Origin of the sequence: Serratia bockelmannii (assembly GCF_051803255.1) — a bacterium.
Lineage (GTDB): Bacteria > Pseudomonadota > Gammaproteobacteria > Enterobacterales > Enterobacteriaceae > Serratia > Serratia bockelmannii.
This window is the reverse complement of sequence record NZ_CP196512.1, coordinates 5,027,243-5,042,770: the sequence shown is the minus strand read 5'-3', so window position 1 is coordinate 5,042,770 and position 15,528 is coordinate 5,027,243. Positions and strand designations below refer to the sequence as shown.

The 15,528-nt window shown below is 56.8% G+C and carries 9 protein-coding genes, 4 tRNA genes and 3 rRNA genes; 14 read left to right on the top strand and 2 right to left on the bottom strand.

Translation table 11 applies throughout. The features are described from left to right. Positions 1-231 precede the first annotated feature (231 nt). From ACSJLU_RS23905 to ACSJLU_RS23875, 7 genes are all read left to right on the top strand, one after another. Positions 232-1,773: ribosomal RNA gene (locus ACSJLU_RS23905) — 16S ribosomal RNA — on the top strand. Positions 1,774-1,848: 75 nt separating this feature from the next. Continuing rightward, positions 1,849-1,925: transfer RNA gene (locus ACSJLU_RS23900), tRNA-Ile, on the top strand. 38 nt (positions 1,926-1,963) lie between these two features. Then, positions 1,964-2,039 (top strand) — tRNA-Ala (locus ACSJLU_RS23895). Between the two features lie 206 nt (positions 2,040-2,245). Then, positions 2,246-5,153 (top strand): 23S ribosomal RNA (locus ACSJLU_RS23890). Between the two features lie 99 nt (positions 5,154-5,252). Then, a 5S ribosomal RNA gene (gene rrf / locus ACSJLU_RS23885) occupies positions 5,253-5,368 on the top strand. The 16S, 23S and 5S rRNA genes sit together here with 4 tRNA genes alongside, the layout of an rRNA operon. Before the next feature lie 94 nt (positions 5,369-5,462). After that, positions 5,463-5,539 (top strand) — tRNA-Asp (locus ACSJLU_RS23880). 51 nt (positions 5,540-5,590) lie between these two features. Beyond that, positions 5,591-5,666: transfer RNA gene (locus ACSJLU_RS23875), tRNA-Trp, on the top strand. 268 nt (positions 5,667-5,934) lie between these two features. Here the strand turns inward: ACSJLU_RS23875 and hdfR are convergent. Further along, the gene (gene hdfR, locus ACSJLU_RS23870) at positions 5,935-6,762 is read right to left on the bottom strand and encodes an HTH-type transcriptional regulator HdfR (RefSeq protein WP_025304646.1); all 828 of its coding nucleotides are present in this window, start codon (positions 6,760-6,762) and stop codon (positions 5,935-5,937) included. A 119-nt stretch (positions 6,763-6,881) separates the two neighbouring features. Between hdfR and ACSJLU_RS23865 the strand changes: the two genes are divergently transcribed. Then, positions 6,882-7,220: a DUF413 domain-containing protein gene (locus ACSJLU_RS23865; protein WP_004929946.1), complete on the top strand. Its 339-nt coding sequence runs from the start codon at positions 6,882-6,884 to the stop codon at positions 7,218-7,220. Positions 7,221-7,247: 27 nt separating this feature from the next. On the opposite strand, the gene ACSJLU_RS23860 is transcribed toward ACSJLU_RS23865, so the two are convergent. Beyond that, the gene (locus ACSJLU_RS23860; RefSeq protein ID WP_164068708.1) at positions 7,248-8,771 is read right to left on the bottom strand and encodes a YifB family Mg chelatase-like AAA ATPase; all 1,524 of its coding nucleotides are present in this window, start codon (positions 8,769-8,771) and stop codon (positions 7,248-7,250) included. Between the two features lie 341 nt (positions 8,772-9,112). On the opposite strand from ACSJLU_RS23860, the gene ACSJLU_RS23855 reads away from it, so the two are divergent. The 6 genes from ACSJLU_RS23855 (at position 9,113) to ilvD (ending at position 15,527) form a co-directional block, all read left to right on the top strand. Beyond that, on the top strand, positions 9,113-10,345 hold the full coding sequence (locus ACSJLU_RS23855; RefSeq protein ID WP_060435232.1) for an MFS transporter: 1,233 nt from the start codon (positions 9,113-9,115) through the stop codon (positions 10,343-10,345). A 133-nt stretch (positions 10,346-10,478) separates the two neighbouring features. Then, on the top strand, positions 10,479-10,577 hold the full coding sequence (gene ilvL / locus ACSJLU_RS23850) for an ilv operon leader peptide (RefSeq protein ID WP_013814970.1): 99 nt from the start codon (positions 10,479-10,481) through the stop codon (positions 10,575-10,577). 142 nt (positions 10,578-10,719) lie between these two features. Further along, the gene (gene ilvG, locus ACSJLU_RS23845) at positions 10,720-12,366 is read left to right on the top strand and encodes an acetolactate synthase 2 catalytic subunit (RefSeq protein WP_049209496.1); all 1,647 of its coding nucleotides are present in this window, start codon (positions 10,720-10,722) and stop codon (positions 12,364-12,366) included. Beyond that, positions 12,363-12,620, top strand: coding sequence for an acetolactate synthase 2 small subunit (gene ilvM, locus ACSJLU_RS23840; protein WP_004929955.1), 258 nt, complete (start codon positions 12,363-12,365; stop codon positions 12,618-12,620). Before ilvG ends, ilvM begins: the two co-directional genes overlap by 4 nt. Before the next feature lie 23 nt (positions 12,621-12,643). Beyond that, positions 12,644-13,570, top strand: coding sequence for a branched-chain amino acid transaminase (locus ACSJLU_RS23835; protein ID WP_016930475.1), 927 nt, complete (start codon positions 12,644-12,646; stop codon positions 13,568-13,570). 106 nt (positions 13,571-13,676) lie between these two features. After that, positions 13,677-15,527: a dihydroxy-acid dehydratase gene (gene ilvD, locus ACSJLU_RS23830; protein ID WP_015379395.1), complete on the top strand. Its 1,851-nt coding sequence runs from the start codon at positions 13,677-13,679 to the stop codon at positions 15,525-15,527. Position 15,528 lies beyond the last annotated feature (1 nt).

The following is a 15,528-nucleotide window of genomic DNA, read 5'->3' as shown; positions in this document are numbered from 1 at the left end:
AAACGCTTGACTCTCAGGGCGAAAAGCGTAATATACGCAGCCCGCGCCGATGAGTTTCTCGGCACTGCTCTTTAACAATTTATCAGACAATCTGTGTGGGCACTCCACAAGACGATATCCAGCATCTTCGGATGCAAAAAAATATCAAGTCTTGAAGAGTGACTAACTGAAGTAAAATTCATGCAGTAAATCTTTGAGCATCGCTTCTCGAGTGGAAGCAAATCAAGCTTTTAATTGAAGAGTTTGATCATGGCTCAGATTGAACGCTGGCGGCAGGCTTAACACATGCAAGTCGAGCGGTAGCACAAGGGAGCTTGCTCCCTGGGTGACGAGCGGCGGACGGGTGAGTAATGTCTGGGAAACTGCCTGATGGAGGGGGATAACTACTGGAAACGGTAGCTAATACCGCATAACGTCGCAAGACCAAAGAGGGGGACCTTCGGGCCTCTTGCCATCAGATGTGCCCAGATGGGATTAGCTAGTAGGTGGGGTAATGGCTCACCTAGGCGACGATCCCTAGCTGGTCTGAGAGGATGACCAGCCACACTGGAACTGAGACACGGTCCAGACTCCTACGGGAGGCAGCAGTGGGGAATATTGCACAATGGGCGCAAGCCTGATGCAGCCATGCCGCGTGTGTGAAGAAGGCCTTCGGGTTGTAAAGCACTTTCAGCGAGGAGGAAGGTGGTGAGCTTAATACGCTCATCAATTGACGTTACTCGCAGAAGAAGCACCGGCTAACTCCGTGCCAGCAGCCGCGGTAATACGGAGGGTGCAAGCGTTAATCGGAATTACTGGGCGTAAAGCGCACGCAGGCGGTTTGTTAAGTCAGATGTGAAATCCCCGGGCTCAACCTGGGAACTGCATTTGAAACTGGCAAGCTAGAGTCTCGTAGAGGGGGGTAGAATTCCAGGTGTAGCGGTGAAATGCGTAGAGATCTGGAGGAATACCGGTGGCGAAGGCGGCCCCCTGGACGAAGACTGACGCTCAGGTGCGAAAGCGTGGGGAGCAAACAGGATTAGATACCCTGGTAGTCCACGCTGTAAACGATGTCGATTTGGAGGTTGTGCCCTTGAGGCGTGGCTTCCGGAGCTAACGCGTTAAATCGACCGCCTGGGGAGTACGGCCGCAAGGTTAAAACTCAAATGAATTGACGGGGGCCCGCACAAGCGGTGGAGCATGTGGTTTAATTCGATGCAACGCGAAGAACCTTACCTACTCTTGACATCCAGAGAACTTTCCAGAGATGGATTGGTGCCTTCGGGAACTCTGAGACAGGTGCTGCATGGCTGTCGTCAGCTCGTGTTGTGAAATGTTGGGTTAAGTCCCGCAACGAGCGCAACCCTTATCCTTTGTTGCCAGCGGTTCGGCCGGGAACTCAAAGGAGACTGCCAGTGATAAACTGGAGGAAGGTGGGGATGACGTCAAGTCATCATGGCCCTTACGAGTAGGGCTACACACGTGCTACAATGGCATATACAAAGAGAAGCGACCTCGCGAGAGCAAGCGGACCTCATAAAGTATGTCGTAGTCCGGATTGGAGTCTGCAACTCGACTCCATGAAGTCGGAATCGCTAGTAATCGTAGATCAGAATGCTACGGTGAATACGTTCCCGGGCCTTGTACACACCGCCCGTCACACCATGGGAGTGGGTTGCAAAAGAAGTAGGTAGCTTAACCTTCGGGAGGGCGCTTACCACTTTGTGATTCATGACTGGGGTGAAGTCGTAACAAGGTAACCGTAGGGGAACCTGCGGTTGGATCACCTCCTTAACCTAAAGATATTAGTTCGAGTGGCGTGCTCACACAGATTGTCTGATAGAAAGTAACGAGCAGAAATACCTTTATAGGCTTGTAGCTCAGGTGGTTAGAGCGCACCCCTGATAAGGGTGAGGTCGGTGGTTCAAGTCCACTCAGGCCTACCACTTCTTCGAAGTGGAAAAGGTACTGCACGTGACTGTATGGGGCTATAGCTCAGCTGGGAGAGCGCCTGCCTTGCACGCAGGAGGTCAGCGGTTCGATCCCGCTTAGCTCCACCATATAGTCCGGTATTTAATACTTCAGAGTATATTGGCGACAGTATGCTGCGAAGTATTTTGCTCTTTAACAATCTGGAACAAGCTGAAAATTGAAACATGACGGCTGAAATTTATCCCTCCGTAGACGTATTGGGATGAAGAGTAACCTGTCATAGAGTCTCTCAAATGTTTGCAGCACGAACGATGGAAACATCTTCGGGTTGTGAGGTTAAGTGACTAAGCGTACACGGTGGATGCCTAGGCAGTCAGAGGCGATGAAGGGCGTGCTAATCTGCGAAAAGCGTCGGTAAGGTGATATGAACCGTTATAACCGGCGATACCCGAATGGGGAAACCCAGTGTGTTTCGACACACTATCATGTCATGAATACATAGTGGCATGAGGCGAACCGGGGGAACTGAAACATCTAAGTACCCCGAGGAAAAGAAATCAACCGAGATTCCCCCAGTAGCGGCGAGCGAACGGGGAGGAGCCCAGAACCTGAATCGGCTTGTGTGTTAGTGGAAGCGTCTGGAAAGTCGCGCAGCAAAGGGTGATAGCCCCGTACACTAAAATGCACAGGTCGTGAGTTCGATGAGTAGGGCGGGACACGTGACATCCTGTCTGAATATGGGGGGACCATCCTCCAAGGCTAAATACTCCTGACTGACCGATAGTGAACCAGTACCGTGAGGGAAAGGCGAAAAGAACCCCGGCGAGGGGAGTGAAATAGAACCTGAAACCGTGTACGTACAAGCAGTGGGAGCACCTTCGTGGTGTGACTGCGTACCTTTTGTATAATGGGTCAGCGACTTATATTTTGTAGCAAGGTTAACCGTATAGGGGAGCCGTAGGGAAACCGAGTCTTAACTGGGCGATTAGTTGCAAGGTATAGACCCGAAACCCGGTGATCTAGCCATGGGCAGGTTGAAGGTTGGGTAACACTAACTGGAGGACCGAACCGACTAATGTTGAAAAATTAGCGGATGACTTGTGGCTGGGGGTGAAAGGCCAATCAAACCGGGAGATAGCTGGTTCTCCCCGAAAGCTATTTAGGTAGCGCCTCGTGAACTCATCTTCGGGGGTAGAGCACTGTTTCGGCTAGGGGGCCATCCCGGCTTACCAAACCGATGCAAACTCCGAATACCGAAGAATGTTATCACGGGAGACACACGGCGGGTGCTAACGTCCGTCGTGAAGAGGGAAACAACCCAGACCGCCAGCTAAGGTCCCAAAGTCATGGTTAAGTGGGAAACGATGTGGGAAGGCATAGACAGCCAGGATGTTGGCTTAGAAGCAGCCATCATTTAAAGAAAGCGTAATAGCTCACTGGTCGAGTCGGCCTGCGCGGAAGATGTAACGGGGCTAAACCATGCACCGAAGCTGCGGCAGCGACGCTTAGGCGTTGTTGGGTAGGGGAGCGTTCTGTAAGCCGTTGAAGGTGGCCTGTGAGGGTTGCTGGAGGTATCAGAAGTGCGAATGCTGACATAAGTAACGATAAAGCGGGTGAAAAGCCCGCTCGCCGGAAGACCAAGGGTTCCTGTCCAACGTTAATCGGGGCAGGGTGAGTCGACCCCTAAGGCGAGGCTGAAAAGCGTAGTCGATGGGAAACAGGTTAATATTCCTGTACTTGGTGTTACTGCGAAGGGGGGACGGAGAAGGCTAGGCTAGCCGGGCGACGGTTGTCCCGGTTTAAGCGTGTAGGGGGTGTGACCTGGTAAATCCGGTTGCATATTAACCCTGAGGCGTGATGACGATGCACTACGGTGCAGAAGTAGTTGATGCCCTGCTTCCAGGAAAATCCTCTAAGCATCAGGTAACATTAAATCGTACCCCAAACCGACACAGGTGGTCAGGTAGAGAATACCAAGGCGCTTGAGAGAACTCGGGTGAAGGAACTAGGCAAAATGGTGCCGTAACTTCGGGAGAAGGCACGCTGGCATGTAGGTGAAGTCCCTCGCGGATGGAGCTGAAGCCAGTCGAAGATACCAGCTGGCTGCAACTGTTTAATAAAAACACAGCACTGTGCAAACACGAAAGTGGACGTATACGGTGTGACGCCTGCCCGGTGCTGGAAGGTTAATTGATGGGGTCAGCCGCAAGGCGAAGCTCTTGATCGAAGCCCCAGTAAACGGCGGCCGTAACTATAACGGTCCTAAGGTAGCGAAATTCCTTGTCGGGTAAGTTCCGACCTGCACGAATGGCGTAATGATGGCCAGGCTGTCTCCACCCGAGACTCAGTGAAATTGAACTCGCTGTGAAGATGCAGTGTACCCGCGGCAAGACGGAAAGACCCCGTGAACCTTTACTATAGCTTGACACTGAACATTGAGCCTTGATGTGTAGGATAGGTGGGAGGCTTTGAAGCGTGGACGCCAGTCTGCGTGGAGCCATCCTTGAAATACCACCCTTTAATGTTTGATGTTCTAACTCGGCCCCATAATCTGGGGTGAGGACAGTGTCTGGTGGGTAGTTTGACTGGGGCGGTCTCCTCCCAAAGAGTAACGGAGGAGCACGAAGGTTAGCTAATCACGGTCGGACATCGTGAGGTTAGTGCAAAGGCATAAGCTAGCTTGACTGCGAGAGTGACGGCTCGAGCAGGTACGAAAGTAGGTCTTAGTGATCCGGTGGTTCTGAATGGAAGGGCCATCGCTCAACGGATAAAAGGTACTCCGGGGATAACAGGCTGATACCGCCCAAGAGTTCATATCGACGGCGGTGTTTGGCACCTCGATGTCGGCTCATCACATCCTGGGGCTGAAGTAGGTCCCAAGGGTATGGCTGTTCGCCATTTAAAGTGGTACGCGAGCTGGGTTTAGAACGTCGTGAGACAGTTCGGTCCCTATCTGCCGTGGGCGTTGGAAGATTGAGAGGGGTTGCTCCTAGTACGAGAGGACCGGAGTGAACGCACCACTGGTGTTCGGGTTGTCATGCCAATGGCATTGCCCGGTAGCTAAGTGCGGAAAAGATAAGCGCTGAAAGCATCTAAGCGCGAAACTTGCCTCAAGATGAGTCTTCCCTGGGCCTTTAAGGCCCCTGAAGGAACGTTTAAGACTAAGACGTTGATAGGCTGGGTGTGTAAGTGCAGCGATGCATTGAGCTAACCAGTACTAATGATCCGTGAGGCTTAACCTTACAACACCGAAGGTGTTTTTAGAGAGATTTTCAGCGAAGTTCCGAGATTGGTTCTGATGGCTTCATGGAAGTGAGGCGGTTGGAATGAAACAGAATTTGCCTGGCGGCAATAGCGCGGTGGTCCCACCTGACCCCATGCCGAACTCAGAAGTGAAACGCCGTAGCGCCGATGGTAGTGTGGGGTCTCCCCATGCGAGAGTAGGACACTGCCAGGCATCAAATAAACGTTATCAGTGTGACGACTGGTAATGCGCAAATCGCAAAGCGCGAATTTGCCGGCATCGAGAGATGCAACGTAAAAGAATCGGTGGAGCGGTAGTTCAGTTGGTTAGAATACCTGCCTGTCACGCAGGGGGTCGCGGGTTCGAGCCCCGTCCGTTCCGCCACTTATTTAATTATGCCTGCTTTATTAGCAGGCATAATGTTAAGCGAGATTTAGGGGCGTAGCTCAGTTGGTAGAGCACCGGTCTCCAAAACCGGGTGTCGCGAGTTCGAGTCTCTCCGCCCCTGCCATATTAAGAACCCTTTGCGAAAGCAAAGGGTTTTTTTTTACCTATTATCCCTTCCCTTAGTGCATTCCCGCTTTGGAAAAGAGCGCTTTTGACGCTATATGCCGAGGTTTGCCCGATCCTGGCTGCTTCATGTTCTTCCGAGCTTTACCCTGCACGCCTCCGGATTCTCTTATCGTTTTGCATTATCTTCTCTCAGAAGGCGATGGGCGGCTTTTGGCATGATAGACAGTCATTACCACGATGACGGCATTTAAGGCCGCCATAATGCTTTAGGCTGCGGTATTTAAAGGTATTTTAAGTAATTGCCGAATCAAAGGCTGTTGATCGCTGTTTTGCAACCAGACGGCATACAGTGGGCGGATAATCGGCGGGATCTCAGTAGTGGCCACCAGCTGCGGATACTCCTTTTCCCACTGGCTGGGCAGGAAAGCGCATCCGCCCGTGGTTTCCAGCAACTGACGCGTCAGATGAGCGGAGGTAGTCGTGAGGACTGGCACGTTATCACCTTCCAACATGCGGCTTTCCTGTTGGTGGAAGTCGGCTCCCCATTCCAGCTTGATGTAGGGCATTGGGGCCTGTTTGTCACGATACGCGGATGAGAACAGGCGTAATGAGAAATTGCTCAGCTGTTGGCTGGCCAATTCGTCCATCTTCGGCGGTTCGGTGGTGATCAGTAAATCGAGCTGCCTTTCATGCAGTTGTTTTACCAAAGAGTGCCTTAATGCCACCCTGGCTTCGAGCTGCAGCGCCTCGCGTTGTTGATAGAGCGCCTGCAACCAAGGGGTCAGATAGGCCTCCCACAGCGAAGCGGTAGCGCCGATCGACAACTCGGTGTGTTGCAGCGAACGCACGACCTCCTTCTTCGCCAACTGCCAGGTGTTCATCAGGCTTTCGGCATAGGGCAGAAGCCGCTCACCGGCAGGCGTCAGGCGGATATTATTGCGATGACGGGTAAATAAATTTGCGCCCAGCTGGTTTTCTAACTGACGGATGCGGAAACTGACCGCGGACTGCGTTAAGTACAAAGATTCTGCGGCTCTGCCAAAGTGACGCGTTCTACTGACCTCCAAAAAGGTTTTCAGTAATTCGGTATCCACACCTATCTCCAAAAAAATTTGTCGTTAAGATTTAAATGTTTTGTTTTACACGCTGTCAAGCCTATCTAATACTCCGCGCCATAAACAGCACGGCCATAAGAGAATTAGGAGCGTGTCAGATGGCGGATAGCTTCACCACGACCAATCGTTTTTTTGATAATAAACATTACCCTCGCGGGTTCTCCCGTCACGGCGATTTCACCATTAAAGAGGCGCAATTGCTAGAGCGTTTCGGCTACGCGTTTAACGAGCTGGACTCGGGTAAACGCCAGCCAGCGACTGAAGAAGAACAGCTGTTCGTCGCAGTGTGCCGAGGTGAGCGCGAAGCGGCTACCGAGCAGGAAAAAGTATGGGCTAAATATCTGGCGCGCACACGTCGCCCGAAGAAATTCCATACTCTGTCCGGCGGTAAACCGCAGGCTGACGCAGTGGAAGATTACAGCGACAGCGAAGACTAAAGACGATGGGGCCTGCGGGCCCCATTTTCATTCCAGACTACGATGCAGCTGTAACAACAGACGGTCCATACTGCGATAGCCCAGCGCTTCGCTGAGGTGGCGCCTGTCGAGCTCAGTATCTCCCGCCAAATCCGCCAGCGTGCGAGCCACTTTCAGGATGCGCTGCCAGGCGCGTACCGATAGCCCTAACGCGTTTAATGTCGCTTCCAGAAACTCGGCGTCTGCCGGCTGCAACACGCAATCCCGTTCTACTTCGCGGTTGCTCAACAGCGCATTGACTTTACCGGCGCGTTCGAGCTGGCGGGCGCGTGCCAGTTGCACTCTTTCCTGAACCAGCTCACTGCTTTCTCCCTGCGTTTGCCGCTTACTGAGCGTACCCGGCGGCAACAGCGGCACTTCGATAGACAGATCGAAACGGTCGAGAAAAGGCCCTGACAGCCGAGCCAGATAGCGCAACACCTGCTGCGGCGAGGCGCGGTTGTGCAACCCCTGATAATGCCCTGTCGGGCTGGGGTTCATTGCCGCGATCAACTGTACTCTGGCAGGGAAACAGACCTTGGCGTTGGCGCGTGAAATCACGATCTCGCCGGATTCCAACGGCTCGCGCAGCGCATCCAGGACCTTACGCTCGAATTCCGGTAGCTCATCCAGAAACAGCACGCCGTTATGCGCCATCGAGATCTCGCCCGGACGCGGCAGTGAGCCGCCGCCGACCAATGCCGCCATCGATGCGCTGTGATGCGGCGCGCGAAACGGCCTCTGGCGCCATGGCAGAGCGCTAAGAACAGGGTGTTGCAAGCTGGCGATCGCCAGGCTTTCCAGCGCCTCAGGCTCCGTCAGCGGCGGCAGTAAGCCCGTCAGTCGGCTGGCCAGCATGGTTTTGCCTGTGCCCGGCGGCCCAATCAGCAGCAGGTTATGCCCGCCGGCGGCGGCGATCTCCAGCGCCCGCTTGGCCTGCTCCTGGCCGATGATGTCGCGCAGATCGGCGTTTTCGTACGCATTGCCGGCTGCGGGGGGTGTGACGGCCACCGGCAGTTCGCCCTGGCCGAGTAAAAAAGCACAGACCTCCAACAGGTGTTGGGCGGTATGGGATTGTGACTGTGCGATCAGGCCGACCTCGGCGGCGTTGTCCGTCGACAGGATCAATTGTCGCCCGGCGTCAGCCGCCGCCAGTGCCGCCGGGATGGCGCCTCTGACCGCACGCAGTGCGCCGGACAGCGCGAGCTCGCCAAGAAACTCGTAGCGTGCCAACGGTGCGAGGGGCAGTTGCTCGGAGGCGGCGAGGATCGCCAGCGCTATCGGCAGATCGTAACGCCCGCCTTCTTTCGGCAGATCGGCCGGTGCCAAATTGACGGTGATGCGCCGGGCGGGAAAGGTGAAACCGTTGTTGATCAGGGCGCTGCGCACCCGATCGCGCGCCTCTTTTACCGTGGTTTCCGGCAGACCGACCAGCGTCAGGCCGGGCAGACCATTGCTGATATGCACCTCCACCGTCACGGAAGGGGCCTGAACGCCGATGATGGCGCGGCTATAGATTACCGCCAGTGACATATCGCTCTCCTTGCTGAGGGCGGCATGATGCGCGATTTATCCAGGTACCGCGCGGCGTTCTTGGCATTTTTTCCATGAGACTCGCAGCATAATCACTGATTTTCATCGAATTGAACGAGATTGTGCGAACCACCTCGCAACCTGCGGCAATACCCATTAACAATTCGCTGAAGGCTGCAACACATTAGCGGCCCATACGCATTGCAACCATAGGGTTAACGGGTGTATTTAACAATTGATTAAAAGAAAAATCACTTCTTTAACACACTCCGACCGCCGCCGCAGTCTGCCCGGCAGCCGCTAAACCTCCTGACTTCGTACTCTACGGTAGGGATAACACTATGTTTGGTTGGACCCCGCTGCAACGCAACGCGGCAATTGCCAGTTTTTCAAGCTGGACGCTCGACGCTTTCGATTTTTTCGTGCTGGTATTTTTACTCAGCGACATCGCGCAATCTTTTCACGTCGGTCTGGAACAGGTCACGTTGGCTATTCTGCTCACGCTGGCGGTGCGGCCGATCGGCGCGCTGATCTTCGGGCGTGCGGCGGAAAAATATGGCCGCAAACCGATCCTGATGCTGAATATCGTCTTCTTTTCGGTGTTTGAGCTGCTCTCCGCCGCCGCGCCCTCGTTGACGGTCTTCTTGCTGTTACGAGTGTTGTACGGCGTTGCGATGGGCGGTATCTGGGGTGTGGCGTCGTCATTGGCGATGGAAACCATACCGGACCGCTCGCGCGGCCTGATGTCGGGCATTTTCCAGGCCGGCTATCCGTTCGGTTATCTGCTGGCGGCGGTGGTGTACGGCCTGCTGTTCGAAACGGTCGGCTGGCGCGGAATGTTCGTTATCGGCGCGGCGCCGATCCTGCTGCTGCCGTTTATTTATTATTGCGTGCAGGAGTCGCCGGTGTGGCTGGCGGCACGTGAGCGCAAAGAAAGTACGGCTTTATTGCCGGTGTTGAAGAGCCACTGGAAGCTATGCTGCTATCTGGTGCTGCTGATGGCGGCGTTCAATTTCTTCTCTCACGGCACGCAGGATCTGTATCCGGTGTTTCTGAAAGTTCAGCACGGTTTCGACCCTAAAACCGTCAGTATCATCGCCATTAGCTACAATATTGCGTCAATTATCGGTGGCGTTTTCTTCGGTTCATTATCGGAAAAAATCGGTCGTAAAAAAGCGATCATTATCGCCGCGTTGCTGGCCTTACCGGTGATCCCATTGTGGGCATTTTCCAGCGGTTCGCTAATGTTGGGGATCGGCGCTTTCCTGATGCAGTTCATGGTGCAGGGTGCCTGGGGCGTGATACCGACCTACCTGACCGAACTGGTGCCGGCCAACACCCGCGCGGTGCTGCCGGGGTTCGTGTATCAGCTGGGCAACCTGATCGCCTCGGTCAACGCTACGCTGCAAGCCACCATCGCCGAGCATCATGGGCATAATTACGGCTTGGCGATGGCGATCGTTGCCGGTACGGTGGCGGTGGCGATCGCCCTGTTGGTGTTCTTCGGCAAGGATACGCGCGGCAAGGCGATCACCGACGCGGTGAGAAATCCGGGCGTGCGCGCCAACGTGTGAAAGAGAGGCGATTCGCGTGAGGTATGACCAGATTGCGCCGAATAATAACGCAAAAAAAGTGTTGTCATGTCGCGCGCGGCTGTGGTACCTCTGTAAGCATTAGTTCTGAATGAGCACAGTGAACAAACCCATTATGAAAGCCTTTGCCCAAGTGATTAGCCTAGTCGTGATTAGCGTGGTGGTGATTATTATCCCACCGTGCGGGGCTGCACTTGGACGAAGAAAGGCTTAGTAAACAAGCCGGAATCGCAAGAGAACCCCCGCACCGTCAGGTCCGGGGGTTTTTTATTGGCAAGAGAAAAGTGGAGCAAGGGGCAGAGCATGAAAAACAGAACAAAATCCTGCAGTTGTCGAAGTAAGGCGGGGAAATAACCATGAATGGCGCTCAGTGGGTAGTTCAAGCGTTGCGTACGCAGGGGGTGGATACCGTATTCGGCTATCCGGGCGGGGCAATCATGCCGGTGTACGATGCGCTGTACGACGGCGGCGTGGAACACCTGCTGTGCCGCCATGAACAGGGCGCCGCCATGGCCGCCATCGGCTACGCCCGCGCCACCGGCAAAGTCGGTGTCTGTATCGCCACTTCCGGCCCCGGCGCCACCAACCTGATCACCGGCCTGGCTGATGCGCTGCTCGATTCCGTTCCCGTTGTCGCCATCACCGGTCAGGTGGGGTCCGCGCTGATCGGCACCGATGCCTTTCAGGAGATCGATGTTCTCGGCCTGTCTCTGGCCTGCACCAAGCACAGCTTCCTGGTGGAATCGCTGGACGCCTTGCCGGGCATCATGGCGGAAGCGTTCGCCATCGCTGCCGGTGGCCGCCCTGGCCCGGTGCTGATCGATATCCCGAAAGACATCCAGCTGGCGCAGGGCGACTTGCACCCGCACCTGATGCCGGTCGACGAAGCGCCGGCGTTCCCGGCGGCGGCGTTGGCAGAGGCGGCTGAGCTGCTGGCGCAGGCGCACAAACCGATGCTGTACGTCGGCGGAGGCGTGGGCATGGCGCAGGCGGTGCCGGCGCTGCGTGAATTTATCGCCGTGACCCGCATGCCGAACGTCGCCACCCTGAAGGGGCTGGGCGCGCCGGATGCGCAAGATCCGCTGTACCTCGGTATGCTGGGCATGCACGGCACCAAGGCTGCCAACCTGGCGGTGCAGGAGTGCGATCTGTTGATCGCCGTCGGCGCGCGTTTCGATGACCGCGTGACCGGCAAGCTGAACGCCTTCGCGCCGCACGCCAAAGTGATCCACATGGATATCGACCCGGCGGAGATGAGCAAGCTGCGCCAGGCGCATGTCGCCCTGCAAGGCGATTTGAAAACGTTGCTGCCGGCGTTGCAGCGCCCGCTGAACATCGCCGCCTGGCAGCAGCAGGTGATAGCGCTGAAAGCCGAGCACGTCTGCCGCTACGATCACCCCGGCCAGCCGATCTACGCGCCGCTGTTCTTGCGCCAGCTGTCCGCCCGCAAGCCGGCCAACAGCGTGGTGACCACCGACGTCGGCCAGCACCAGATGTGGAGCGCGCAGCACATGACGTTCGAGCGCCCGGAGAATTTCATCACCTCCAGCGGCCTCGGCACCATGGGGTTCGGCGTGCCGGCGGCGGTCGGGGCCCAGATCGCGCGTCCGCAAGATACGGTGATCTGCGTCTCGGGCGATGGTTCCTTCATGATGAACGTGCAGGAACTGGGCACTATCAAGCGCAAACGGCTGCCGCTGAAGATCGTGCTGCTGGACAACCAGCGTCTCGGAATGGTGCGCCAATGGCAGCAGCTGTTCTTCGACGGCCGCTACAGCGAAACCAACCTGTCTGATAACCCCGACTTCCTGATGCTGGCCGCCGCCTTCGGCATTCCCGGCCAGCGCATCAGCCGCAAGGATCAGGTGGAGGGCGCGCTCGAGGCGCTGTTCAATACCGAAGGCCCTTATCTGCTGCAGGTCTCTATCGACGAACTCGAAAACGTCTGGCCGCTGGTGCCGCCGGGCGCCGGTAACGAAACCATGTTGGAGGAAATATCATGATGCAGCATCAACTCTCGATCCAGGCGCGTTTTCGCCCCGAAATGTTAGAGCGCGTATTGCGGGTCGTGCGTCATCGCGGCTTTCAGGTTTGTGCTATGAATATGGTTTCCCCGGCCAACGCCGACAGCATCAATATCGAATTGACCGTTGCCAGCCCGCGCCCGGTCGCCCTGTTGTCATCTCAATTAAGCAAACTGATGGACGTCTCCTGCGTCGAGATCCAGCAGCCAACATCACAACAAATACGCGCCTGAGGCGCTGAGAAGGATAAATAACAATGACTAAGAAAGCCGATTACATTTGGTTCAATGGTGAGATGGTGCCTTGGGCCGAGGCCAAAGTGCACGTGATGTCGCACGCGTTGCATTACGGCACGTCGGTGTTTGAAGGCGTACGCTGCTATGACTCGCACTTGGGGCCAGTGGTATTCCGTCATCGCGAGCATATGCAGCGCCTGCACGATTCGGCGAAAATCTACCGCATGCCGGTGTCGCAAAGCGTCGACGAGCTGATGGAAGCCTGCCGCGCCACGCTGCGCAAGAACAACCTGGTCAGCGCGTACATTCGCCCGCTGGTGTTCGTCGGCGATGTCGGCATGGGCGTCAACCCGCCGGCCGGTTACAAAACGGACGTGATTATCGCGGCGTTTCCTTGGGGCGCTTATTTGGGTGAAGAAGCGCTGGATCAAGGCATCGATGCGATGGTCTCCTCCTGGCACCGCGTCGCACCAAACACGATCCCCACTGCGGCCAAGGCCGGCGGCAACTATCTTTCTTCCCTGCTGGTGGGCAGCGAGGCGCGCCGCCACGGCTATCAGGAAGGCATTGCGCTCGACGTGCACGGTTACATTTCCGAAGGGGCGGGCGAGAACCTGTTTGAAGTGAAAGACGGCGTGCTCTATACCCCGCCGTTCACCTCGTCGGCGCTGCCGGGCATCACCCGCGACGCGATCATCAAGCTGGCGAAAGACATGGGCTTCGAGGTGCGCGAGCAGGTGCTGTCGCGCGAATCGCTGTACCTGGCCGACGAAGTGTTCATGTCTGGCACCGCGGCGGAAATCACGCCGGTGCGCAGCGTGGACGGCATTCAGGTCGGCATCGGCAAATGCGGCCCGGTGACCAAACAGATCCAACAGGCGTTCTTCGGCCTGTTCAGCGGCAAGACCGAAGACAAATACGGTTGGCTGGATCCGGTAAACCCGTAACGACAAGGCTCGCCGCGCCGCGTGGCGGACGACAAGACAGACAAGATAAGAATATCCAGGCGGTTCGTTCGCCGCCTGTCATAAATACATTTGGAGTGAAAAGAGCATGCCTAAGTACCGTTCCGCCACCACCACCCATGGCCGCAATATGGCGGGTGCCCGCGCATTGTGGCGCGCGACCGGGATGACCGACGCCGATTTCGGCAAGCCGATCATCGCCGTGGTCAACTCCTTTACCCAGTTCGTGCCGGGCCACGTGCATCTGCGCGATCTGGGCAAACTGGTCGCCGAACAGATCGAAGCCTCCGGCGGCGTGGCCAAAGAGTTCAACACCATCGCGGTGGATGACGGCATCGCCATGGGCCACGGCGGCATGCTCTATTCCTTGCCGTCGCGCGAGCTGATCGCCGACTCGGTCGAATACATGGTGAACGCCCACTGCGCCGACGCGATGGTGTGCATCTCCAACTGTGACAAAATCACCCCAGGCATGCTGATGGCGGCGTTGCGCCTGAACATTCCGGTGATCTTCGTTTCCGGCGGCCCGATGGAAGCCGGCAAAACCAAACTCTCCAACCAGATCATCAAGCTGGATCTGGTGGACGCGATGATCCAGGGCGCGAACCCGAACGTCAGCGACGCCGACAGCGAGCAGATCGAGCGTTCCGCCTGCCCGACTTGCGGCTCCTGCTCCGGCATGTTTACCGCCAACTCGATGAACTGCCTGACCGAAGCGCTGGGCCTGTCGCAGCCGGGCAACGGCTCGCTGCTGGCCACCCACGCCGATCGCAAGGAACTGTTCCTCAACGCCGGCAAGCGCATCGTCGAGCTGACCAAACGCTATTACGAGCAGGATGACGAAAGCGCGCTGCCGCGCAATATCGCCAACAAGGCGGCGTTTGAAAACGCCATGACGCTGGACATCGCCATGGGCGGCTCGACCAACACCGTGCTGCACCTGCTGGCTTCGGCGCAGGAAGGCGAGGTGGACTTCACCATGGAAGACATCGATCGCCTGTCGCGCAAAGTGCCGCACCTGTGCAAGGTGGCGCCGAGCACGCAGAAATATCACATGGAAGACGTGCACCGCGCCGGCGGCGTGATCGGCATCCTTGGCGAGTTGGATCGCGCCGGCTTGCTGAACCGCGAGGTGAACAACGTGTTGGGGCTGACCCTGCCGCAGACGCTGGAAGCTTACGACGTGATGCTGACCCGCGACGAAAGCGTCAAGAAAATGTACTCCGCCGGGCCGGCCGGTATCCGCACCACGCAGGCATTCTCTCAGGATTGCCGCTGGGATTCGCTGGACACCGACCGCAAGGAAGGCTGCATCCGCACCCGTGAGCACGCCTACAGTCAGGACGGCGGGTTGGCGGTACTGTACGGCAACCTGGCGGAAAACGGCTGCATCGTCAAAACCGCCGGCGTGGACAAAGAAATCCTCACCTTCCGCGGCCCGGCCAAAGTGTATGAAAGCCAGGACGACGCGGTAGAAGCGATCCTCGGCGGCAAAGTGGTGGCGGGCGACGTAGTGGTGATTCGCTACGAAGGGCCGAAAGGCGGGCCGGGCATGCAGGAAATGCTTTACCCAACCACCTACCTGAAATCGATGGGGCTGGGCAAGGCGTGTGCGCTGATCACCGACGGGCGTTTCTCCGGCGGCACCTCCGGGTTGTCCATCGGCCACGCTTCGCCGGAAGCGGCTAACGGCGGCCTGATCGCCCTGGTGCAGGACGGCGACATGATCGCGATCGACATTCCTCATCGCGGTATCCAGCTGGATGTCAGCGAGCAGGAGTTGGCGGCGCGGCATGAGGCGGAACTGGCGCGCGGCGACGCGGCCTGGACGCCGAAAAATCGTGAACGTCAGGTGTCCTTCGCGCTGCGCGCTTACGCCTCGTTGGCCACCAGCGCCGACAAAGGCGCGGTGCGCGACAAGAGCAAACTGGGGGGATAAG

Coding starts and splice junctions, on each gene's coding strand:
- ilvL (WP_013814970.1), top strand. CDS start 10,479: ATGAAAGCCTTTGCCCAAGTGATTAGCCTAGTCGTGATTAGCGTGGTG.
- ilvG (WP_049209496.1), top strand. CDS start 10,720: ATGAATGGCGCTCAGTGGGTAGTTCAAGCGTTGCGTACGCAGGGGGTG.
- ilvD (WP_015379395.1), top strand. CDS start 13,677: ATGCCTAAGTACCGTTCCGCCACCACCACCCATGGCCGCAATATGGCG.
- ACSJLU_RS23860 (WP_164068708.1), bottom strand. CDS start 8,771: ATGTCACTGGCGGTAATCTATAGCCGCGCCATCATCGGCGTTCAGGCC.
- ACSJLU_RS23855 (WP_060435232.1), top strand. CDS start 9,113: ATGTTTGGTTGGACCCCGCTGCAACGCAACGCGGCAATTGCCAGTTTT.
- ACSJLU_RS23835 (WP_016930475.1), top strand. CDS start 12,644: ATGACTAAGAAAGCCGATTACATTTGGTTCAATGGTGAGATGGTGCCT.
- ilvM (WP_004929955.1), top strand. CDS start 12,363: ATGATGCAGCATCAACTCTCGATCCAGGCGCGTTTTCGCCCCGAAATG.
- ACSJLU_RS23865 (WP_004929946.1), top strand. CDS start 6,882: ATGGCGGATAGCTTCACCACGACCAATCGTTTTTTTGATAATAAACAT.